Source organism: Gordonibacter sp. RACS_AR49 (assembly GCF_030418435.1).
GTDB classification, from domain to species: domain Bacteria; phylum Actinomycetota; class Coriobacteriia; order Coriobacteriales; family Eggerthellaceae; genus Gordonibacter; species Gordonibacter urolithinfaciens.
The window spans coordinates 1-21,858 of record NZ_JAIUDM010000010.1 but is presented as its reverse complement, the minus strand read 5'-3'; the positions used below and the strand labels follow the sequence as shown (position 1 = coordinate 21,858).

The 21,858-nt window shown below is 68.0% G+C and carries 18 protein-coding genes; 13 read left to right on the top strand and 5 right to left on the bottom strand.

Going from position 1 to position 21,858, the window contains the following annotated elements:
• Positions 1-78: 78 nt before the first annotated feature.
• The 9 genes from amrA to LB310_RS13265 all read left to right on the top strand — a co-directional run bounded on the left by amrA (position 79) and on the right by LB310_RS13265 (position 10,125).
• Positions 79-1,506, top strand: coding sequence for an AmmeMemoRadiSam system protein A (gene amrA, locus LB310_RS13305; protein ID WP_301155181.1), 1,428 nt, complete (start codon positions 79-81; stop codon positions 1,504-1,506).
• Entirely contained in the window at positions 1,499-2,422 is a 924-nt protein-coding gene (amrS, locus tag LB310_RS13300; RefSeq protein ID WP_301155180.1) for an AmmeMemoRadiSam system radical SAM enzyme, read from the top strand. Before amrA ends, amrS begins: the two co-directional genes overlap by 8 nt.
• A 64-nt stretch (positions 2,423-2,486) precedes the next feature.
• Positions 2,487-3,311: a hypothetical protein gene (locus LB310_RS13295; protein WP_301155179.1), complete on the top strand. Its 825-nt coding sequence runs from the start codon at positions 2,487-2,489 to the stop codon at positions 3,309-3,311.
• Between the two features lie 534 nt (positions 3,312-3,845).
• Positions 3,846-4,640, top strand: coding sequence for a class B sortase (locus tag LB310_RS13290; protein ID WP_301155178.1), 795 nt, complete (start codon positions 3,846-3,848; stop codon positions 4,638-4,640).
• A gap of 182 nt (positions 4,641-4,822) precedes the next feature.
• On the top strand, positions 4,823-5,530 hold the full coding sequence (locus LB310_RS13285; RefSeq protein ID WP_301155177.1) for a hypothetical protein: 708 nt from the start codon (positions 4,823-4,825) through the stop codon (positions 5,528-5,530).
• A gap of 359 nt (positions 5,531-5,889) precedes the next feature.
• Positions 5,890-6,477: a bifunctional pyr operon transcriptional regulator/uracil phosphoribosyltransferase PyrR gene (gene pyrR, locus LB310_RS13280; protein ID WP_301155176.1), complete on the top strand. Its 588-nt coding sequence runs from the start codon at positions 5,890-5,892 to the stop codon at positions 6,475-6,477.
• A gap of 3 nt (positions 6,478-6,480) precedes the next feature.
• Positions 6,481-7,425 (top strand): aspartate carbamoyltransferase catalytic subunit, encoded by a 945-nt coding sequence (locus LB310_RS13275; protein WP_087189704.1) that lies wholly within the window; start codon positions 6,481-6,483, stop codon positions 7,423-7,425.
• Positions 7,409-8,701 carry a dihydroorotase gene (locus LB310_RS13270; RefSeq protein WP_278806193.1) on the top strand — a complete coding sequence of 431 codons (1,293 nt, stop codon included), beginning with the start codon at positions 7,409-7,411 and terminating at the stop codon, positions 8,699-8,701. Before LB310_RS13275 ends, LB310_RS13270 begins: the two co-directional genes overlap by 17 nt.
• 434 nt (positions 8,702-9,135) lie before the next feature.
• The gene (locus LB310_RS13265) at positions 9,136-10,125 is read left to right on the top strand and encodes a DUF559 domain-containing protein (RefSeq protein WP_301155175.1); all 990 of its coding nucleotides are present in this window, start codon (positions 9,136-9,138) and stop codon (positions 10,123-10,125) included.
• A 264-nt stretch (positions 10,126-10,389) separates the two neighbouring features.
• Here the strand turns inward: LB310_RS13265 and LB310_RS13260 are convergent, their stop codons facing one another.
• The 5 genes from LB310_RS13260 to LB310_RS13240 form a co-directional block, all read right to left on the bottom strand.
• Positions 10,390-10,635, bottom strand: a complete 246-nt coding sequence (locus LB310_RS13260; RefSeq protein ID WP_301155174.1) for a hypothetical protein — start codon at positions 10,633-10,635, stop codon at positions 10,390-10,392.
• Between the two features lie 418 nt (positions 10,636-11,053).
• Positions 11,054-11,842: a response regulator gene (locus LB310_RS13255; protein ID WP_301155232.1), complete on the bottom strand. Its 789-nt coding sequence runs from the start codon at positions 11,840-11,842 to the stop codon at positions 11,054-11,056.
• Positions 11,843-11,844: 2 nt separating this feature from the next.
• Positions 11,845-13,146 carry a sensor histidine kinase gene (locus LB310_RS13250; RefSeq protein ID WP_301155173.1) on the bottom strand — a complete coding sequence of 434 codons (1,302 nt, stop codon included), beginning with the start codon at positions 13,144-13,146 and terminating at the stop codon, positions 11,845-11,847.
• Positions 13,147-13,244: 98 nt separating this feature from the next.
• Positions 13,245-15,431 (bottom strand): lectin like domain-containing protein, encoded by a 2,187-nt coding sequence (locus LB310_RS13245; RefSeq protein ID WP_301155172.1) that lies wholly within the window; start codon positions 15,429-15,431, stop codon positions 13,245-13,247.
• 129 nt (positions 15,432-15,560) lie between these two features.
• Positions 15,561-17,069: a response regulator transcription factor gene (locus LB310_RS13240; RefSeq protein ID WP_301155171.1), complete on the bottom strand. Its 1,509-nt coding sequence runs from the start codon at positions 17,067-17,069 to the stop codon at positions 15,561-15,563.
• A 245-nt stretch (positions 17,070-17,314) separates the two neighbouring features.
• Between LB310_RS13240 and LB310_RS13235 the strand changes: the two genes are divergently transcribed.
• The 4 genes from LB310_RS13235 to nrfD form a co-directional block, all read left to right on the top strand.
• Positions 17,315-18,088 carry a hypothetical protein gene (locus LB310_RS13235; protein ID WP_087189707.1) on the top strand — a complete coding sequence of 258 codons (774 nt, stop codon included), beginning with the start codon at positions 17,315-17,317 and terminating at the stop codon, positions 18,086-18,088.
• Positions 18,089-18,199: 111 nt separating this feature from the next.
• Complete coding sequence (locus tag LB310_RS13230) at positions 18,200-20,431, top strand: molybdopterin dinucleotide binding domain-containing protein (RefSeq protein ID WP_157006835.1); 2,232 nt, start codon at positions 18,200-18,202, stop codon at positions 20,429-20,431.
• Positions 20,432-20,446: 15 nt separating this feature from the next.
• The gene (locus LB310_RS13225) at positions 20,447-21,070 is read left to right on the top strand and encodes a 4Fe-4S dicluster domain-containing protein (RefSeq protein WP_301155170.1); all 624 of its coding nucleotides are present in this window, start codon (positions 20,447-20,449) and stop codon (positions 21,068-21,070) included.
• Positions 21,071-21,075: 5 nt separating this feature from the next.
• On the top strand, positions 21,076-21,858 hold a 783-nt coding region (nrfD, locus tag LB310_RS13220), incomplete at its 3' end, for an NrfD/PsrC family molybdoenzyme membrane anchor subunit (RefSeq protein WP_301155169.1).

Below are 21,858 nucleotides of genomic sequence, written 5' to 3'. Positions count from 1 at the left end.
TGGCGGAAAAGCGCCCGCCAGCCTCCCGAGCCGGACGTGCCGTGCGGCGGGCCGAGCCTGCAAGGTTAGGAGCCGCCCATGAGCATCGTCGCCGCCTACGTCGTACCGCATCCCCCGCTCATCGTGCCGGCGGTGGGGCACGGCCAGGAGCGCGCCATCCAGGCCACCGTCGACGCTTACGAGGAGGTGGCCCGCCGCATCGCCGCGCATGAGCCCGACACCATCGTCGTGGTCTCGCCGCATGCGCCGCTCTACTACGACTGCTTCCATATCTCCACCGGCGACGCCGCCCACGGCGACATGGGGCGGTTCGACGCGTGGGAGGCCGCCATGAACGTGCCGTACGACCCCTCCTTCGCCGCAGCGGTATCGGCCTGCGCCCGCGCGCGCGGCGTGCCCATCTGCGGCAGCGGCATGCGCGACGGCGAGCTCGACCACGCCACGTTCGTGCCGCTCCACTTCGTGAACGAGCGCTATGCCGGCTATCGCCTGGTGCGCGTGGGGCTCTCGGGCCTGACCCCCGCCGATCACCGCGAGGTCGGGCGCTGCGTTGCCGAGGCGGCTTGCGACTTGGACCGCACCTGCGTGCTCGTGGCTTCGGGCGACCTGTCCCACAAGCTGAAGGAGGACGGCCCCTACGGCTTTGCGCCCGAAGGCCCCGTGTTCGACCGCACGGTCACGGGCCTCTTCGACGAGGGCGACCTTGAGGGGCTCTTCTCGATCGATGCGGCGTTCCGCGAGGCGGCGGCCGAGTGCGGCCTCGGCTCGTTCCAGATCATGGCCGGCGCGCTGGACGGCGTGCCGGCTACCCACGAGCTGCTGAGCTACGAGGGGCCGTTCGGCGTTGGCTACGCCGTGGCCGCCTTCGAGGTGCAGGGGCCGACAGGCGACGGAGCGGTTGCCGCGGGCGTGGACGCGGAAGCCGACGCGCGCGGGGCCGAGGACGCGGCCGCCGCGGAGCGGGACGGGGCCGACCCGTTCGTCGCGCTCGCGCGCGCCGCGGTGGAGGGCTTCGTGCGCACGGGAAGGCCCCTCGCGTGCCCCGACGGACTGCCGCCGGAGCTCGCCGACGCGCGCGCCGGCGTGTTCGTGTCGCTGCACGAGGGCGGCGACCTGCGCGGCTGCATCGGCACCGTCGAGCCCGTCACCGGCTCGATCGCCGACGAGATCATCCGCAACGGCGTGGCTGCCGCGAGCGAGGACCCGCGCTTCCCGCCGGTGGGCGCCGGCGAGCTCGACGCGCTGTCGTACTCGGTGGACGTGCTGTTCCCGCCGGAGCCTGTGGACTCGGAGGCCGCGCTCGACCCGGTGCGCTACGGCGTCATCGTGACGCTCGGGCGCCGGCGCGGCCTCCTGCTGCCGAACCTGGAGGGCGTGGACACGGCGGCCCAGCAGGTTGCCATCGCTCGCGCGAAGGCGGGCATCGCGCCCGACGAGGGCGGTGTGCGGCTCGAGCGCTTCGAGGTCGTGCGCCACGACCGCGGCGGGGAGGCCCGCCGTGGCTGAGCCGGGAGCAGCGGAGCCGGGGGCCGTGCCCGAGGGGTGCGGCGGCGCGCCCCGGGCCTCAGCCGAGGATGCGCCGCACGGCGGCCGGGCCGTCTGCGGCGTGTGCCCGCACGCCTGCGCGCCCGCCGAGGGCCGGCGGGGCCTCTGCCGCGCCCGCGTCGCCCGCGGCGGGCAGGTGGTCTGCGAGAGCTACGGCCGCGTGACGTCGCTTGCGCTGGACCCCGTGGAGAAGAAGCCGCTCGCGCGCTGGCGCCCCGGCTCGCTCGTGCTGTCGGCAGGCTCCTACGGCTGCAACCTGCGCTGCCCGTTCTGCCAGAACGCCTCCATCGCCTGCGCCGGGTCGGACGACGTGCCGTGGCGCCCGATGGCGCCCGCCGAGTTGGCGGACCTCGCTCTGGAGGCGCGGGACCGCGGCTGTGTGGGCGTGGCCTACACCTACAACGAGCCGCTCGTGGGCATCGAGTTCGTCGCCGACACCGCGCGCCTCGTGCGCAGGCGGGGGATGGCGAACGTGCTCGTGAGCAACGGCATGGTGAACGCGGGCCCGCTCGCCGGGCTCGTGCCGCTCCTGGACGCCGCCAACATCGACCTCAAGGGATTCTCGCAGGAATTCTACGACGTGGCGGGCGGCGACTTCGAGGCCGTGAGGCGCACCATCGCCGCGCTGGCCGCGGCACCCGGCTGCCACCTGGAGGTGACGACGCTCGTCGTCCCCGGCCTGAACGACGACGAGGCGACCATCGACGCGGCCGCCGCCTGGCTCGCCTCGCTCGACACCACCATCCCGTACCATCTCACGCGCTTCTTCCCCTGCCACCGCCTGACCGACCGCCCGCCCACGCCCGTGGCCGATCTGCGCCGCCTGGCCGACGTTGCCCGGCGCCACCTGGACGACGTGCTGCTGGGCAACTGCTGAGCGCCCTCCCTCCGTTCCCGCGGTTCCGCTATACTGGCTCCTAACCCGCGAACCGAGGAGAGCCATGCTGCGCTATTTCAAGAAGTACGTCTGGGCCGCCTACGCGCTGTCGGTGCTGATACCCGCGGCATCGCTCGCCGCCTTCTCCCTGGTGATGGGCGGCAACGTGGTCAAGACGCTGCCGGGGCTGTTCTCGTCGCTCATGCTGTTCTTCGCGTGCCTGTACGTCATGCCGCGCCTCATGGGGCAGCTGGCCGACCGCAAGGCCGAGCAGCTCGTCTCGCTCTACAACGATGGATGCGACCCTGACGCCTTCCGCGCCCAGGCCGCCGCGCCCGCCCGCGCCATCGGGGAGCCGTACACGGAGGCGGGCTCGTGGTTCCTGTCGTTCTATGCGCTGGCGCTTGCCGATGGCGGCCAGATTGAGGAGGCGGCGCGCATCGGCGAGGGCCTGCGTAAGAGCGCCGCGCAGGCGCAGGACGAGCGCGAGCGTGCGGCGCTGCTCGTGAACATGGAGCCGGTCGTGCAGAGGCTGTTGGGCGCCCGACCGGCGCTCGAGGCCGTGGAGGAGGCCGAGCGCCTGCTGGAGGGCGACTCGTCCGCCGAGACCTCCCAGCGCCGTAACTTCCTTGCCTGGGAGCGCGGCGTGCTGGAAGCCCGCCTGTCCGGCGACGACGGCGTGCTGGCCCCGAAGCTCGCGCACGTGAGGGAGACCGACGGCTACCCGCTGCGCATGCGCGTGCTGGCCGCCGCGGACGAGGCGGCCGTCCGCCGGCGCCAGGGCGACGGGGCGCGCGAGCGGGAGTGCCTTCGTTTCGTCGTCGAGAACGGCAATCGCCTGCCCGCCGTGCCCGAAGCCCGCGCACGCCTCGCGGAGCTCGGCGAGTGACGACCGTGCGGCGCACGGTCGGATAGCCACGTAAAGCCGTCCGGAATTGCGGCGAGCCCTACGGCGAGGTGCTGCCCGGGCGTTTCGTGCCGTGGCTCGAGCAGGACATGCTTCTACGACCTGGGCAATTGGATAATGGAGCAAGCGCTGGCAGACGGCGTGCTCATGGTACGCCGGCATCCCGGCCTGCGTCTCAACGTGAACGGGCTGAGCTGCCGGCGGCGCGCGCCGCCGACCCTGCCGCGGCCGCGCTTCGGCCGGGCGATCCCGCTGCACTGCTCTGCGTTCCTGCCAGCGCCGTGTCCTGCGTTCCAGCTACGCGATCCGTAGGCTCTCCCGTTCGCTTCCTGCGCCTCCGCGCCCTGCACTTTCGCCTGCTGCGCCTTTGCCGGGCAGATGCCTCCCCGCCCTTTTCGCGGTGCAGTGCCCCGGTTTCGCCCGGCTCGTTGACGGCGGTGGCCGGCGGCGTCTAGGATAGGTCGGATCGTGTCCGATACGCGCCCGTCCGCGGCGTGCCGAGTGGGAGGATGTTCGGTGGAGAAGCGCTCAGCGCGGCCACGGGCCGCCGTTGTCCTGGCCGTCTTGCTCGTCGTGCTGCTGGGGGCGGCGGCATCCGGTTTCGGCTACCTGGTGTGGCAGCAGCGGCAGATAGACCGCGCCGTGGCGGAGGTCGCCCAGACGCCGCTGCCTGCCGTGGAACCCACGGTGGAGGCGCAGGAGGTCGCACCGCAGAACCCCATCGACTTCGCCGCCCTAAAGGCGGAGAATCCCGACCTGTACGCGTGGATCTACGTGCCGAACACGAACGTCAACCTGCCGGTGGCGCAGCGCGCCGGGGACGACTTCTTCTACCTGGACCACGACTACCGCGGCAACTGCGCCGTAGAGGGCGCCGTGTTCTCTCAGATGGCGAATGCCAAGGACTTCACCGACCCGGTCACGGTGCTCTATGGTCACAACATCGTGAACGATGGCATGTTCGCCACGCTGCATAGCTTCGAAGACCCCGCCTTCTTTGCGGCGAACGAGGCATTCTATGTCTACATCCCTGGGCATATCCTCACGTATCGCGTGGTGGCGGCCTACGAATACGATGACCGCCATATCCTGAATTCATTCGACTTCGCCGATCCGGTGGTGCGCGAGAACTATTTCGCTTCCGTGCTCGCCCCCGACGACCCGCAAGCCAACGTGCGCGAGGGCATCGCCCTTAACGCCGAGAGCAAGCTCGTCCAGCTGAGCACGTGCCGATCGGCCTTCACGAGTGATCCTGTGCGCTACCTCGTTACCGGTGTGCTGGTGGACGACCAAACAACTGCGGCTGCATAGGGGGTTTTCTGCCAAAACGTCGTTCGCCGTGCTGCTGCTATCGCTGAAACTTTTCCGATTTCGCAGAGGAGAAGCCTGCTTTCGTCTTACGGGTCGATTGGCGTGCGGTTGTGCTTTAGCATGAGGAAGCTGTGGTTCGCACGCGCCTTCTTGTGGGGGCGCGCCAATGAGAGAGGTGTGAGATGAGGAAGAAACTGACGGCGCTTCTGTGCGCCGCAATGCTCGCGTGCGCGCTCCCTGCGCTCGCATGGGCCGAGGAAGCGGCTGGGCCGACGGTGGATCAGGCGACCGCGCAGGAGACGGGAGCAGCGACCCGCTCGATCGGGCCGTGGCAGGAGAGCGCGTCGAACGAGGACGGCTCGTTCGTCCTCTCTGGCGAGACGAGGGCAGCCTCGTTTGCCGTCATCGCTACGAGCGAGACGGCCGATGACGCTCTGGACGGCATGCCCTCGTTCAGGGTCGTTGCCGAGAACGCGACCAAGAAGATCGATTTCGGCGCGGCGCTTATCGCAGGTGGTAAATACGCCGGTTGCAACAAGCTCGAGGTGCACGTGAAGCCGAGCGCGGGCAGCGCTGGCGTCGCCAAGACGTTCGAGGTGACGAGGGCCGCCAGCCAGAGCAGCTTCAACTTCACGTCCGAGATGTTCAACCTCGGCGACCAGACGGGCGATGCCTCCTACAACGCCGACTTCATCATGACGCTCGTTCCCTCGAAGGTGGATACGGACGAACCGGCCGTCGACGACCCAGCCGCGCTGCCGTCCGGCACCGACACGGGCGCGACCTCGCCGAAGACCGGCATGGGCGCCGGTGCGGTGGCGGGCGCCTCTTTCGGCATGCTGGCCGCCGCCGGAGTCGTGGCCTTCGCGTTGCGCCGCAAGCTCGCGTAGAAGCGCTTCGAACATCAGGTGTGCCATCTGAACGGCGGCTCGCGCGAGCCGCCGTTCGCGCTGCAACCGGAAACTCGATTATGCACGTTCTCGTAAATTTCTGCATAAAAGGGGTTACATATCGCGGGTAAACCGCATATACTGCGAGCAGTCCTTTAAAAGCGGTACAGAGAGACCGACAAGGTAACAGCCACCAAGCGCTCGCCCGGAAAAGAGCGCGCGGAGTCGAAGCCTTTGTCTGTCGCGGAGGCTTTTTTCATGTCCGGCGACAGGCGCCTGCGAGGCGGGGGAGCGCGAAGGCGCGAACCGGCCGGCGGGGCAGGGTCGCCTGTACCATCCCGAACGGAAGGGGTGGGTGCATGACCGACACCGGCACAGTCAAGACCGTCTGCATGGACGCGGACGAGATCGAGCGGTCGTTGACGCGCATTGCGCATCAGATCCTCGAGGCGAACAAGGGCGCGGACAACATCGCGCTCGTCGGCATCGTGACGCGCGGCGACCTGCTCGCCAAGCGCCTGGCCGAGAAGATCGAGCAGATCGAGGGCACGAAGGTGCCGCTCGGCAAGCTCGACATCAGCTTCTACCGCGACGACTTCGCGACGCATCTCGCTCCCGAGGTGCACTCCACCGACATCTTCTTCGATCTCGACGGCAAGGACATCGTCCTCGTGGACGACGTGCTGTACACGGGCCGCACCATCCGCGCCGCACTCGACGCGCTCATGGACATCGGCCGCCCGGCCACGGTGCAGCTGGCCGTGCTGGTGGACCGCGGGCACCGTCAGCTGCCCATCCGCGCCGACTTCGTGGGCAAGAACGTGCCGTCCTCGGCGGACGAGAACGTGCGCCTCTTCCTGGAGGAGACGGACGGCAAGTCCGAGGTCGAGATTCTGGAAATCGCACCGGGCTCCCGCGCGGGTTCGGCACCGCTGGGAGGTGAATAGGGCATGGCCTTCAATCACAAGCATCTGATCGATATCACGGAGTACTCCGCCGAGGATATCATGACCGTCCTCGAGACGGCCACGCGCTTCAAGGAAGTCAACGAGCGCCGCATCAAGCAGGTCCCCACGCTCAAGGGCGTCACGGTCGTGAACATGTTCAACGAGCCGTCCACCCGCACGCGCTCCTCGTTCGAGATCGCCGAGAAGCGCCTCTCCGCCAACAGCCTGAACTTCGGCGGCAGCTCCACCTCCACGGTGAAGGGCGAGAGCCTCGTGGACACGGTGGAGACGCTGTGCGCCTACAAGATCGACATGATCATCGTCCGCGACAAGCACGCGGGCGTGCCCCGCAAGATCGCCGACGTCTCCGGCGCGCACGTCATCGACGCGGGCGACGGCAAGCACCAGCATCCGACGCAGGCGCTGTTGGACCTGTACTCCATCTGGGAGGTCAAGGGCGACCTGGCCGGCCTCAAGGTGGGCGTCGTGGGCGACATCGGCCACTCCCGCGTGTGCGGCTCGCTCATCCCCGCGCTCAAGATCATGGGCTGCGAGGTGACGGTGGTTGCCCCGCCGACGCTGCTGCCGGCGCGTCCCGACATCCTCGGCGCCGACCACGTCACCACGAAGCTCGACGAGGTGCTGCCCGACCTGGACGTGGTGTACATGCTGCGCATCCAGCGCGAGCGCCTCGAAGGCGCGCCGTACCCGTCGCTGCGCGAGTACAACATGCTGTACGGCCTCACGAAGGAGCGCGAGCCCCTCATGAAGCCCGACGCCCTCATCTGCCATCCCGGCCCCATCAACCGCGGCGTCGAGCTGGACAGCTACATGGCCGACCATCCGAAGCGTTCGGTCATTCTCGATCAAGTCTACGCCGGCATCCTCACGCGCATGGCGGAAATGTATCTTCTTCTGGGAGGGAGCGAAGATGGCCTTACTGCTTAAGAACGCCCACGTGATCGACCCGCAGGTCGGTCTGAACGAAACGGCCGACATCCTCGTGCGCGACGGACGTGTCGTCGAGATCGGCCAGAACCTCGCGATGGAGAAGGGCGTCGAGCGCGACCTGGGCGGCAAGATCGTCGTCCCCGGCCTCGTGGACATCCACGTGCACCTGCGCGAGCCCGGCTACGAGACGAAGGAAGACATCGCGTCCGGCACGCGCGCCGCGGCCCACGGCGGCTTCACGGCGGTGTGCTGCATGCCGAACACGAAGCCCGTCATCGACAACGCGGTGGGCGTCGAGTACGTCAAGGCCCGTGCCGCGGCCGTCGGCAAGTGCCGCGTGCACGTGGCCGGCTCCTGCTCGCAGGGCCTCGCGGGCGACACGCTGTCCGAGATGGGCGACATGGTGGCCCACGGCGCCGTCGCCTTCACCGACGACGGCCGCGGCGTGCAGGGCGCGGGCATGATGCGCCGCGTCATGGACTACGCCGCGCAGTTCGACCGCGTGGTGATGAGCCACTGCCAGGACGAGGACCTCGTCGGCGCCGGCCAGGTGAACGAAGGCGTCGTGTCCACGCGCCTCGGGATGCTGGGCTGGCCGGCGGAGGGCGAGGAGATCCAGATCGCCCGCGACATCGCCATCTGCCGCCTCACGGGCTGCCCGCTGCACGTGCAGCACCTCACCACCGCCCGCGGGCTCGAGCTCGTGCGCGCTGCGAAGGCCGAGGGCCTAGCAGTCACCTGCGAGGTCACGCCGCACCACCTGTTCCTCACCGAGGACGCCATCGGCGACGACTACAACACCTTCCTCAAGGTGAACCCGCCGCTGCGCACGGCCGACGACGCCGCCGCGCTCGTCGAGGGCGTGAAGGACGGCACGGTGGACGCCATCGTCACCGACCACGCGCCGCACAACGACTTCGAGAAGAACGCCGAGTTCGAGCTGGCGCCCTTCGGCATGATCGGCCTGGAGACGTCGCTCGCGCTCGTCATCACGAACCTGGTCGCGCCCGGCATCATCAGCTGGGAGCGCGCCATCGAGCTCATGGCCGCGAAGCCCCGCGAGATCCTGCGCGTCGAGCGCGTGGCCCTCGAGCCGGGCGCGACGGCGGACCTCACGGTCATCGACCCGGACGCCGCCTGGACGGTGGACGCGGCCGACTTCCTCTCGAAGGCCGTGAACTCGGGCTTCATCGGCACCGAGCTCACGGGTCGCGCCACCGATGTCTACGTGGGCGGCTACGCCACCCTCGAGGACGGCGCGATCGTCGAGTAACCCGTCTGCAAGCAGCCGAAGGACCGCACCGGGCACGTCCGGTGCGGTCCTTCGCTTTTTCGGGGCTCCGAAGTCACGGTTTTGGCCGCTGTGAAGCCCGGCCGGGACTCTCGAGCTGATGCTTGAATGTGCTCTCGAAGAAACCGCAGGTCGAGCGAGCGCTCTTTCCCCATGACGAGTGTGCAGTGTCGCGAGATAGCCGTGGAAGGCGTGCGAAAGCTTCACAGCGGCCAAAACGGTGACTCGTGCGTCCGTTTTTCAAGCGGTATGATGAACGCATGATTTCGCGTGGTATGATGAGCGCATCAAAGAGCCAGTGCAGGCGCGCCCCTTCTATGGAGGCCGCCCATGCGGAAGCGGCGATGCCCTCGTTTCCCTCGCCACGCCTGCAAGATCCTCCTCAGAACAGGGCGTTTGGAGGGGGTAGTGCGCCTATGGCGGGCACACGGGTCTATTTCAGTCATCGAACATCGCTCCAGCTGCTGCGGACGTCGAGTCCGACCAAGCGCGCGCCGCTGCAAGGTCCCTCGCGTGCGCTGCCGGACCGTGCGCCGAGCACGGCGGAGCTTGCCGAGATCGTCGAGCGTCTGAGGGCGGCTCATCACGGCGTCCGCATCGACCAGCCCGTCCATGTTCTCGTGGGCACGGCCGCGCACCGACGCTTGGCGCCCGATTGCCGCGAGCATGTGTGCGCGGCGCCTCTGGCGGGCAGGGAGTTTTGCCGTCTGGCGGAGGGTGCGTTCTCGGCGGGCGCCGCCCTCGCCCTCGTTCAGATCGCTGTGGACGAGAAGAGCCCGATCGCCCTGCTCGAGCTGGTGTACGAGGCGTGCGGAACGTACCAGACGCGGCGCACGGGTGTCGGGTCGGCCTACGACGTGCCCCCGCTCGCCTGCGTGGACGACCTGCGCGCCTTCGTCGCGCGCAACCCCTCGCTCGCCGGCGCAGGCAAGCTCGGCCGCGTCCTGCGCTACGCGGCGGACCGCTCTGCCTCGCCGCGCGAGACGAAGCAGGCGCTCGTGCTGGGCCTTCCGTTGCGCCAGGGCGGCGAGGGCCTGGGCATCCCTCGCATGAACTTCGTGGTGCGCGCGAGCCCGGCGGCGCGGGCCATCGCGGGGAGGTCGAGCTTTCGGTGCGACCTGTGCTGGCCGGAGGCCAAGCTCGACGTGGAGTACCAGAGCCGCTTCGCGCATGAGGGCGAGGCGAGTCGGCTGCGGGACTCTCGCAGGACGAATGCCCTCATGGCCATGGGATGGACGGTGGTCGGCGTCACCAACGACGAGCTCGACAGTCCCGCGGCGACCGAGACGATCGCCCGCACGATCCGGCGGCATCTCGGCAAACGCTCGCAGTTTCGCATCGATGACCTCCATGCGCGCAAGCTGCACCTCAGACGGCGGCTCGGGCTCCCCACGGGGTGGGAGTGAGAAGCGGGGCGGGGGAAGGTTCTGCCCGCCTGCGGTGGCTACCGCTCCGGGCGGCGCTTCGCAGATGCAGGCTCAAGCGCGCCTGCGGCGCGCGCCGTGGCGCCGAGGGCGAGCAGGACGGACGGGAGGGCGTCGTCGCCCGCCTTCGCGAGGGCGCTGCCAATGCCAGCTTGGCCGACATCCGCCTTCGCGAGAGTGTCGCTGCTGCCGACCTGGGCGCCCTCGGCGCATCGCCTGCGCCGGAAGCGATGCGCGTCGTGTCCCCTACGAAACGGTCACGGTCGCGTTGCCGGTCAGCGCAGCCAGAATGGCCAACAGCCCACCCGTGGCTGTCATGATGGCTGCCAGGATCACGAAGAACAGGCAGCCGATCCAAGCGAACTTCTTGCCGCCCTCGCTCCAGCCCCAACCGTCCTTTCCGACGAACCACAGCAGCAGGACTCCGGGGAATCCGCCGAACAGTCCGATGAGGAAGTATCCCGCCTTGGCCAAACTGGGAAGCTCTTTCATGGTGCATCCTTTCTCGCAGTATTATTCTGCACGGAAAACACCATAACCAGGGCAAAGCAACAAAAGTACAACAAGGGGTGCGACGGCCGGCACCGAGGAGGGAGGGAGCGGCGCGACCCTCCCCATCGAAAAAGCCATCAACCTCCTTTCGATGGGGAACCTGTTGCGAAGCCTCTACCGATGCTCAAGCCGCCCATTGCGCGGGCGCCTTGCGATGAGGCAAGCGCCCCCAGCGCAGGCGAGCGCTGCAGCGGCGGATGCGGCGGAGACGAACGCTGCGGAGCTATCGCCTGTGGCGGCCAGCTCCTTCGCGTCGGCGACGGGCTCCGTTCCCTCGGCTGGACTGGAAGCGGAGCCCGACGAGGTGCTGCCGCACGACCGCGCCTTTGCCTCCGCTGTTCGCCCGCAGGGCGGGGGCTCACCGCAGGTGCGGGTGGAACGCCCCCGCCGAGAACTCCGCCCACGAGTACGAGGGCAGGTAGGCGCCGCAGTAGGCATTGACGGCCGCGGGGTCGCCGTCGAGGAAGCGGTAGCTGTCGCAATCGATGGCGCTTGGGTCGATGGCCAGGCTGTTCCATGTCTTCGCGAGGACGCTGCCCGCGCCGGCCGCCGCGAGCGTGGAGCGCAGGTCGGCTACGAGCGATTGATAGTAGCTGCGCTGCGAGGCGGTGCAGGGCTCGTCCTCCCACAGCACCGCGCAGGCTTCGCGCGCGGTCACGCCCGCACCGCGCCGGTCCACCAACAGCGCCAGCAGCTCCTTGGTCTTCGAGCGCTTGAAGGCGAGCGGCGCCTCGTCGACGAACGCGGCGAACCCGCCGAAGGTCTGGACGCGCATGCGACCGCGCTCGTTTCGGGGGCGTTGCTCGTAGATGAAGGTCAGCTCCCGCTCGAGCTCGCTTTCCTGCACCGGTTTGAGCAGGTAGCCGGTGGCGTGCAGGGCGAAGGCGTCCACCGCGTACTGCTCGTAGCTGGTCACGAACACGATGCGCGCCTCGGGCTGCAGGTCTTTGAGCTTCTTCGCCAGAGTGAGGCCGCTCATGCCCGGCATCTCGATGTCGAGGAACGCCACGTCAACCGGATTGCCCTTCGCGTGGGCGAGCGCGGCGCGCGGCGTGGGGAACTCGGCTGGATCGCAGCCGGGCCGCACGACTCGCAGGGCGCGCACGAGGTCTTTGAGCGCGAGGGGCTCGTCGTCGACGATGATCATGTTCACGGCCGTGCTCCTTTCCGGTCGTCTTGCGCGTGCGGGATGCGGATGGTGGCCGACGTGCCCGCGCCTGGCGCGCTCTCCACTTCGAGCGTGCCCCGGCATCCCTCGGCCAGCCGCACGCGAACGTTCTGGATGCCCACGTGGACGCGCCCGTCGCCGCTCGTGGATGCGTTCTCGGCGAATCCCACGCCGTCATCGCTCACCTCTACCACGCTGTTCTCGCCGTCGTCGTAGGACGAGACGCGCACGCGCCCACCCTCCTCGCGCGCAGACACGCCGTGGCGCACGGCGTTCTCGGCGAGCGCCTGCACGGTGAGCGGCGGCAGCTCGAAATCGCGATGGGCGACGTCGAACTCCACGTGCAGCCTCGTCCCGAACCGGCGCTGCTCCAGATTGAGGTAGGTCATCGTGTGGCGCAGCTCCCGCTCGAAGGCGATGGGCTCCCTGCTAGTGAGCGAGGCCATGTTCTCGCGCAGGAACATCGAGAAGTCGCCCACCGCGCGCGCCGCCTCGCCAGGGTCGCTCGCGCACAGCTCGCGGATGGCGGCCAGCGTGTTGTACAGGAAGTGCGGCTGGATCTGGCTCAGCATGATGTCAGAGCGCGCCTCGGCCAGCTCCTGCTCGCGCTGGGCCAGCAGCGCCTTGCGCTCGGACTGGATGCTTAGGAACACCAGCAGGATGGCGAAGGCCACAGCGGTGTTCATGAGCGCGATGCCGAAGAAGGCCACCTGGATCGCCTCCGCGACGATGGGCAGCGCGATGTAGCTCGCGAAGCCCAGCAGCTCCTTGCGCTCGAGGCGGGCGCGGTAGCGCACCACGATGGCGGCGTTGCGTAGATGCAGAATGACGGGAACTACCTGGGCCAGCCAGAACAGCGGGCCGCGCGCGTAGCCGGTTGCGGGGTCCACCGAGAAGAACATGCCGTTGAACAGGGAGACGACGCATCCGACCATGTAGAGCGAGAAGAGGACGACCGACAGGCGGAAATAGCCGCGCCGGACGGGGGCCCGCTTGGAGAGGAAGGCGACGATGTAGCCGGTGAAGCATATGAAAAGGGGAGCGGGGGCGGCGTAGAACGCGAAGGTGCCCGCGAGCATGATCGCATGTCCCGCAGGATCGAGCGGCGCCGAAAGCGCCCACGCCGCAAGGTCGCCGAGCGCCATGACGGCGTTGCAGGCGCAGATTCCGACGAAGCACAGGTTCGCGCGGTCTCGTCGATCGCCGCTGATCAGCACGTAGGTTCCTAGCACCAGGCACAGGAGGGCGCTGTACAGATCGAGCGCGATGTTAAATTGGTGCATGTCGTTTCCCTTGCAAGAGATTATCGGTCCCCGCCAGGAGGGGCCGATAATCATTGTAGCAGCATGCGCGCGGTGCGTTCGCGCGCATGCCTCGGCGGTTAGCGCAAAGGCTCGTTTCGTCGCTTTCGGCGACGCGCTGCGAAGGCTGCTGCCGCGATGCACGCGCCCAGCGCAGCGACGGTCGCCAGCCCCGCGGTGGCCGGTATCGCATCGTCGCCGGTGGGCACGAGGCGCTTCGGGTTGGGTGCGGCGTCGCTCGGCTCCCCGTCGCTTGCGGGCTTGTCTGGCTTGTCGGGCACGACGGTCGCGGGATCTTTGCCGAGCGACAGGAAGTAGGTCACGAGGTAGCCCCGGTCCACTTCCGTGCCAGCCTCGGTGTCCTGGCGCGCGACGCGCCCGGCTTCGACCACGTCGGAGTGCTCGGCTTCGCCGGCCTCTCCGCGCAGCCCGGCCCGCTCGAGGGCGGCCAAGGCATCGGTCTCGGTCAGTCCGGCTAGATCGGGCACGCTCGTCGCCTCGTGGATGGGCGGAGCGCCCATAGGATCGGAATAAGCCTTGATCGCGAAGTTGTCGTAATCGAAGATGTCGCCCTCCGGGGTCGCGGCGGCTGCCTCCTTGATAGCCGCGACGTCATCGGACCAATCAGACCACTCGCCATTCTCAAGAAGATAGCTCTCGCCAGGGTTCACCACACCGATGGAGTAGATGGTATCGCCTTCCACCATGCCGTTCTTGTTGACCGCCTTGTCGGTGAGCACCTCGTAGGCGTCGCCGCAGCGCTCGGTCACCACGACCGAGAAGCGCTCTCCTTGCTCCATCGGGAAGCCTTCGTCCAGCTCGATGCGGTGGTAGCCGCCGTATTCATAGGTCTTGGTCGCGGCGGCCAGCAGCTCGCCGTCGCGCGGGTTCGCGAACCCATCGCGCAGCCGGTACAGCTCGTAGGTCGCCGTGGTGTTCGGCTTCGACGTCTCGCAGGAAAGCGAGCGCACGCGCTGGCCCTCCTCGGCCTCGAACACGTTCGCCATCGCGGCCTCTTTGTTCTTCTGCACGGAGGTCACGCCGTCGGATGGCAGATAGTCGTATTGGTTGATGAGGTAGTAGTCGGCGGTTTGACCGTAGGTTTCGGTGTAGAAGTCGAACGACTCGGGCAGGGAGAGGCTCTTGTCCTCGTAGGAGAGGTGGAAGTACCCCTCGCCGTTCTCTCCCCACGCGAACTTGTTCGGGAACTCCTCGGTGACGGAGCCCCAGCTGTTCTTCACGATCCAGGCGCCGTCGCGTTCGGGTCGGTGGCCTTCAAGAAAGTTGTCCTTGGAGTAGGAGTCGTCCCAGCCGACGATGGCCACCGCATGGGTGACTTCGGCGTCCTCGTCGTAGGTGTAGTGCGCCCACGTATCGGTGTTGATGTACTTCGCGGGGCCGGTCTGGCCGGGGCGCGAAGTGTCGGCCGCGAAGCCGATCTCGACGGCGCGGCCGGCGAGGAGATTCTCCTTGATGGCGTCGGTGCCGGCTTGCTGGTAGTGATACGATCCATCCTCGTCCTTGCCCGCGGGAGAGGGTAAGACGGAGCTTTCCTCCAGCTCGACGGCCTGACGGAACCGCAGGCGCTCGTCGACCGACCAATCGCCCACAGGCGCGTAGCATACCGGGTTGCCGGACTGGTCTTTCGCGATGATGCCCTCTTTGTTGCGATAGGGAGCATCGGACTCCGCTACAGGGCCGATGCCGGAGGACAGCACCGAGGTGACCGTGTACGGCATAGCCCCCAGATCGAGTATGGCGTTGGGGTTGGGATCGGTCGAGTGCCGGCCTTCGCCCGCTTGCGATCCAGATCCGTCGGGCAGAGGCCGGTAGGCGAACCAAGCTACCTGCAGTTCGGAGAGATCCACCGTCTGGCCGGCGTCCACGGTCCAGCCCAAATCCGACATGATGCTGGTCTCGCAGGCGGCGATGGCGCCGAAGCTCCAGCACGTGCCCCAGGGGTTCTGGGATTTCACGGGCGTGACCACGCCTTCGTCGCGCAAGTCGTACGTCTTGGGAAACGCCTTGTTCGCGAGCGCCGCGACGCTATCCGCGCCGCTTTCGTAGGCCGAGGCGTCGTGCAGGTCGTCGCGGTTGCCGGTGGCCGCGTAGCGCGCTGACGCCTCGGCGGCCTTGTCGGCGAATAGCTCGACGACGCCGCGCTCGGCCGGCGCCTCGTTGGCAAAGGCGACGGCGGGGACGAGGCCCATCGCCAGCGCACAGGCGACAGCGCAGCAGGCGAGCCGCACAAAGAGCGTTCTTCTCACGGAAGCCTCCTGGTTCGATTGGTTTATACCATCGAACCAGCGTAACCGCTACTCAACAACAAAAGTGCAACAAGACGCGCCGGGCATGCGCCCTCCGGCCCCTTTCGCCGTAGTGCACGCGGAACGCCGCTACACCTTCTCGCAGGTCGTACCGGCGCCCTTGCGGGCGAGGTCGATGAGCTCCTGCTGGGAGTGCACGCCGCATTTGGAGAAGATGCTGCGCACATGCGAGCTCACCGTGTTGATGGACACGGTGAGCTCGTCGCGGATGTATGGACGGCTGCGGCCCGCCAACAGCAGCGCCGCCACATCCGTCTCGCGGCTCGTCAGGTCGAAGGTCGCCTGGAGCGCGCGGGCCTCCTGCTCGAACAGGGCGTCCAGGTCGGGCCCGCCGCCGTTCGCGCCCGGCCTGCCCGGCGTGTCCCGCTCGCTGCGGTCGCGGGTGCGGTTGAACACCCACTGCGGGTTGAAGCCCGTGACCATGATGGCGAACGCCACGGCCGTGAGCAGCACCGATGACAACACCATGAGTCCCTTCACGTCAAGCGACAGCACGGCGTAGAGCCCCACGAGGCAGCCTGCGAAGACGCCGAGCCCCTCCCCGAGCGCGTACACGCCGAACACGGTGAGCGCAGGCGAGCCGGTGCGCCGCAGGTACTTGCACGCGCCGAGCCAGCAGCCGAACTGCACGCCGAACATGCCGAGGAAGTTGATGGCGTAGGCGGCGAGGCGCAGCGTGGGGTTGCCGTAGTCGATGAAGATGGGCACGTAGCTCAACATGAACAGCGGCAGGCTCCACCGGTAGGCGAGCGATATGTTCAGGTAGCGCGACAAGCGCAGGCAGAGCGCCAACATGACCAGGGAAAGCACGCAGGCGCACGTGAACGGTATGAGGAAGTGGGCGATGCGGTCGCCCATGATCTCCGGCGTGGCCACCACGCGGAAGAACGCCACCTGCACCCACGACACGCATGCGAGCACGCCGAACGACAGCAGCCCGCGGTGCGTGCGCGGCCCCGGCCGCGACGCGGCGGCAGGAGGGCGTCCCTCGCCGCCGTGGCGGCAGGCGAGCCAGAACGAGAGGGCTATCATGGCCAGCAACAGCACGAGGAAGGGGATGGACCCCCGCTTCGTCAGCAGCAACACGAAGTACAGCGCGAAGGCCACCGTGAACGAGAGGGGTATGGCGAATTCGACGTGCGCCTCGTCGTAGGATCCCAGGCGGTCGCTCCACAGCATGGCGAACAGCGCCACGGCGATGCCCGTGAGAGCGCCGCCCGGCACGTGGAATGCCCACACGGCGCCGAAGCGGTCGGTCCAGGCGAGCCAGGTGAGCACGTTGCCGGCCACGGCGCATGCAAGAGCCATGGCCCCGAAGGCGCGCCGCCGCACGAACCGCGCGGGATCGGCCGCGAACCTCGCCGCCACGATGCCGCCCAGCCCGCCGAGTCCCTCGAACAGGCCGCTCACCATCCAGATGCGCTCCAGGTTGTAGTTCGTCAGCGTGCCGTCGATGGCGGCATCGTGGGTGGCCAGCCCGCAGCCGAACAGCGTGCAGAACACCCATCCCAGAAAAAGCGCGAAGCCGATGGTCTCGCGCCGGTACAGCGGAAGGTTCCGCCGATAGTACTCTCTCAAACGCCCTCACCTCCCAGCGGCTGATTATAGTATAGGTGCGCCTGCGCCCTGCGTGCAACCTACCGACTGCCACTCCACCTAACTAGAGTATGAACAGGTAAAATGCAAACTTCACCTGGATCAGGTGAGGGGTTTATGCGGGATTGTCCCGCCAAAACGCCTCGATCAGGTGATGAAGCGCGCCGCCCTCCCGCCTAGACTCGAAGGCTGTTGTGTTCGTTCTCTGGCATAAGGAGGAGGAGAGTATGGGAAAGAGCATCGACCGACGCACGTTCGTCGGCGCGATGGGCGCCCTGGGCGCGCTGTCGGTAGCCGGCGCCGCGCTCGGCGGCCAGCCGACCGCGGCCGTCGCGGCCGAGTCGGCGTTCCCGGCGCCGGGCAAGGGCAAGCCCGTCGAGGCGAGCGTCGACCCGAAGACCGGGGACGTGACCGTCAACGAGGACGTGGTCGTGCGCTATTCGGGCTGCGTGGGGTGCTACTGCTCGTGCGGCAACCGCGTGAAGCTCGACCGCGAGACGGGCAGCGTGCTGGGCGTGGGCGGCAACCCCTACAACCCCGCCGACGCGTACCCGTTCCTGGACTTCGAGGCGCCCCTCACCGAGGCGTACCAGTCCTTGAGCTACGCCAACGGCAAGGGCAACCAGCTGCGCGGCACCGTATGCGGCCGCGGCAACGGCACGTTGGACGGCTATACCCAGCCCGACCGCATCACCGTGCCGCTCAAGCGCGCCGGCAAGCGCGGCGAGGGCAAGTGGAAGGCCATCGGCTGGGACCAGCTCATCAAGGAGGTCACGGAGGGCGGCAAGCTGTTCGCCGAGATCGGCGAGGACCGCGAGATCATGGGCTTCAAAGAGCTGCATGACACGAAAACGCCGATGAACCCCGACGAGCCGGGCCTCGGCCCCGTGTCCAACCAGCTGGTTATGCTGGGCAGCCGCTCGGACGGCCGCGGCAACTTCTCCAGCCGCTTCGCCTCGACGTTCGGCACGATCAACGCCTACGGGCACGCCAGCAGTTGAGCGGTCGCCAATTCAGCGAGTTCGCTGGCACAAGCAGGTAAGAACGGCCTCACCCCCGAGCCGGAGGAGGCCGAGTACGCAATCTGGCTGGGCGCCTTCCCAGGCGGCAGCATGATCAACTTCCAGAGCTCCGGCAAGCGCACGCTCAAGAACCTCGCAGCCGGGAAGCTCAAGATCGACGTGCTCGACTGCACGCTCGCCAACGGTTCCGTGACGCCCACCATCCCGGGCATCAACTGGATCCCCATCAAGCCCGCAACGAACGCTGCGTTCTGCGCTGCGCTCGTGCAGAAGATCATCGCCGACAAGACCTACAACGCCGACGCCATCTCCTTCACCACCCAGAAGGCGGCTGTCGAGGGAGGGTACGGCGCCTATACGAACGCCACGTACCTGGTCATCGTCGACGAGAACCATCCGAACTACCGCAAGCTCATGCGCGCGGCCGACGCCGGCATCGATGCGCCCGAGGAGAAGGACAAGGACGGCAAGGCCGTCGAGCAGTACGTGGTCATCGACGCCGCCACCGGGCAGCCGGCGCTGCACTCCGCGTGCAGCAAGGGCACGCTCGAGTACGAGGGCGAGGTGAACGGCGTGAAGGTGCGCACGGGCTTCTCGCTCCTCACGGAGACGGTGAACGAGTACACCATGGACGAGTACGCCGAGATCACCGGCGTGCCCGTGGAGGACCTGGAGCGCATTGCCAAGGAGTACACCTCTCACGGCACCCGCGTGGGCATCTGCCACAAGGGCGGCTCGGCCGCCTCGGTCAACGGCATCGACACGGTCATGGGCGCCGCGGTGCTCCATGCCATCGTGGGTGCGAACCAGATGATCGGCGGCAACGCGCCCAACAGCCCGGCTCCCGCCACTGCCGGCAACGGAGCGCGCTACAAGCTGGGCGCCATCGAGGGCAAGCCCGACGTCTCCACGAAGAACGCGTGCTACATCTCGCGCACGGTGAAGGCCTGGGAGAAGACCGACGAGTACAAGAACCGCGTGGCGGCCGGCGAGAAGGACCCCAAGCCGCTCATGCCCTGGTTCGCCAACGGCGCGGCCTCTGACAGCCAGGCGCTGCTCTCCATCGTGAACAAGTATCCCTACCAGGCTAAGATACTCACCTCCTTCATGTGCAACACGATCCAGGCCACGCCGGGCGCCATGCGCGACGAGGTCGTGGAGCGCCTGTGCGACCCCGAGGTGCTGCCGCTGCATATCGTGTGCGACGTGTTCGTGGGCGAGCACGCCCAGTACGCCGACTACATCGTGCCCGACGTCACCCCCTACGAGAGCTTCGGCCTGCCTACTACGGGCACCACGTTCACCGGCTACGGCACCACCGTGCGCTGGCAGGTGAAGGAGCCGGAGAGCATGAAGCTGGACGACGGCCGCCATGCCAGCTGGGAAACCTTCCTGGCCGACGTGGCCGAGGCGTGCGGGCTGCCCGGATGGGGCGAGGGCGCCATCAAGGACGTGGATGGCAAGGCGTGGCCGCTGCGCGACGCCGCCGACTTCTATCTGAAGGCGGTTGCGAACCTGGCCTACGCCGAGGAGCCGGTGGCCGACATCGACGCACGGGAAGCGCAGCTCCAGGGCCTCGACGAGCTGCCCGACAGCTTCAAGGCGGCCGTGTCCGACGAGGAGTGGCCCAAGGTGCAGAACGTGCTGTCGCGCGGCGGGCGCTACTGGCCCATGTCCTACGTGCACGACGCCGACGGCCGTCGCAGCCGCGGGTACAAGGACGAGAACCAGGCATATTTCTACAGCGAGAAGCGCGCGACGAACAAGAACTGCTACTCGGGCAAGCAGCTGCCCGGCACGCTGCGCTACAACCCCGAGACGTTCACCGACCTCTCTCCCATGGAGGACCACTTCTCGCGCGAGGAGTACCCGTTCGGCGCCTCGGAGCACAAGCCGCGCTTCCGCTCCATCTCCATGCTGTCGAACAGCCCGGTCATGCGCGACCTCTGCAGCCACAACTACATCGAGCTCAACCGTGAGGACGCGGCCGAGCTGGGCATCAAGGACGGCGACAAGGTGCGCGCCATCACGCCGCTCGGCGACGTGAGCGAGGGCATCGCCATGGTGCGCGCCGGACAGACGAAAGGCGCGTTCGCGCTCGCGTTCGGCTACGAGCACCAGAACTACGGCGCCCAGGATATCGAGGTGGACGGCCAAACCACCAAGGGCGACCCGGCCATCGCCGCGGGCGTGCGCATCCACCAGATGCTCGATCCCACGGTCACGGGCGTCACCGGCGACGACGTCATCAGCATCATCGCGGAGAACGACGCGGCCTCGCCCGGCCGTTGCGGCGGCATGTTCAAAATCGAGAAGGCATGAAGGGGGTAAGCGATCATGAGTGAGAGAAAGCTTGGCATGCTGATTGACCTATCCCTGTGCATCGGCTGCAACGCGTGCACCGTGGCCTGCAAGCGCGAGAACGACGTGCCCCTGGGCGCGTTCAACACCTGGATCGAGAGCTTCGACGTGGAGCGGCCCGACGGGCGCATCGCCCGGGCGAACGTTCCCAAGCAGTGCAACCACTGCGCCGACGCGCCCTGCGTGCAGGTGTGCCCCACGGGCGCGAGCTACCGCGCCGAGGACGGCACGGTGCAGATCGACCAGGACAAGTGCATAGGGTGCAAGTACTGCATGGCGGCGTGCCCGTACCAGGTGCGCTACCAGGTGGAGTCCGGCGAGGTGCAGAAGTGCACGTTCTGCCACCACCGCACGAGCGTCGGCCTGCTGCCGGCCTGCGTGGGCACGTGCGTGGGCTACGCCCGCACCTTCGGCGACCTGAACGACCCGGAGAGCGACATCGCGAAGCGCCTGGCCGAGGCGGACGGCGGCGACGTCCTGTACGAGGACCTGGGGCTCAACCCCTCGCTGTACTATATCGGACTCAAGGAAACCGAGGCCATGCCGGTCGCGTCCGCCATCCACCGCGGCGGCAACGTCATGAAGCCGTACGAGGGGTGATCGAGATGGTTTGGGATGCATTCATAGCAATTTACCTGTTCCTGGCCGGTTTGGGCGCGGGGGCGTTCGTCTTAGGCGCGCTTACGAACTGGGCGAAGAAGCCGGCGGCGCGCATGAAGAGGATCGCGTTCATCATCGCGCCGGTGGCCGTGGCCGTGGGCACGCTCGTGCTGGTGATCGACGCGAAGGCCGGGTTCGCCAACCCGTTGCGCTTCTTCATGCTGGTGTCCAACCTGAACTCCGTCATGGCCTGGGGCGTCATCATCTTGAGCGTGTTCTTGGCGGTGAGCATCGTCGACTTGGTGCTGCTGCTGGTGAAGAAGCGCACCCCGAAGGCGCTCGACATCGCAGGCATGGTGCTGGCCGTGTGCGTGGCCGCCTACACCGGCGTGCTGCTGGGCGACGCGGGCCTCGCGTTCCCGCTGTGGAACATGGCCGTGCTGCCGGTGCTGTTCGTGGTGTCGGCCGCCTCGACGGGCATCGCCGCGGTGCTGCTGGCCACGCGCCTCGCGGCCCCCGAGGAGGCCGGGGCGCTGCCGCTGCTCTCCAAGGCCGGGCTTGTCCTGCCGGTGCTCGAGCTGGTGCTGGTGGCGGTGCTGCTGGGCGTGACGGCCGGCACGTCGGGATCGGGCGCCGCCGCCGGCGCCGCCTCGGTGGCGAGCCTCGTGTCCGGCGCCTACGCCGTGCCGTTCTGGCTCGGGTTCGTGGGAGTGGGCCTGGTGCTGCCGTTCGCGCTGGAGCTCGCGGCGCACCGCGGCGCCCGGGCGCCGAAGGCAGCCGCGGCCGCC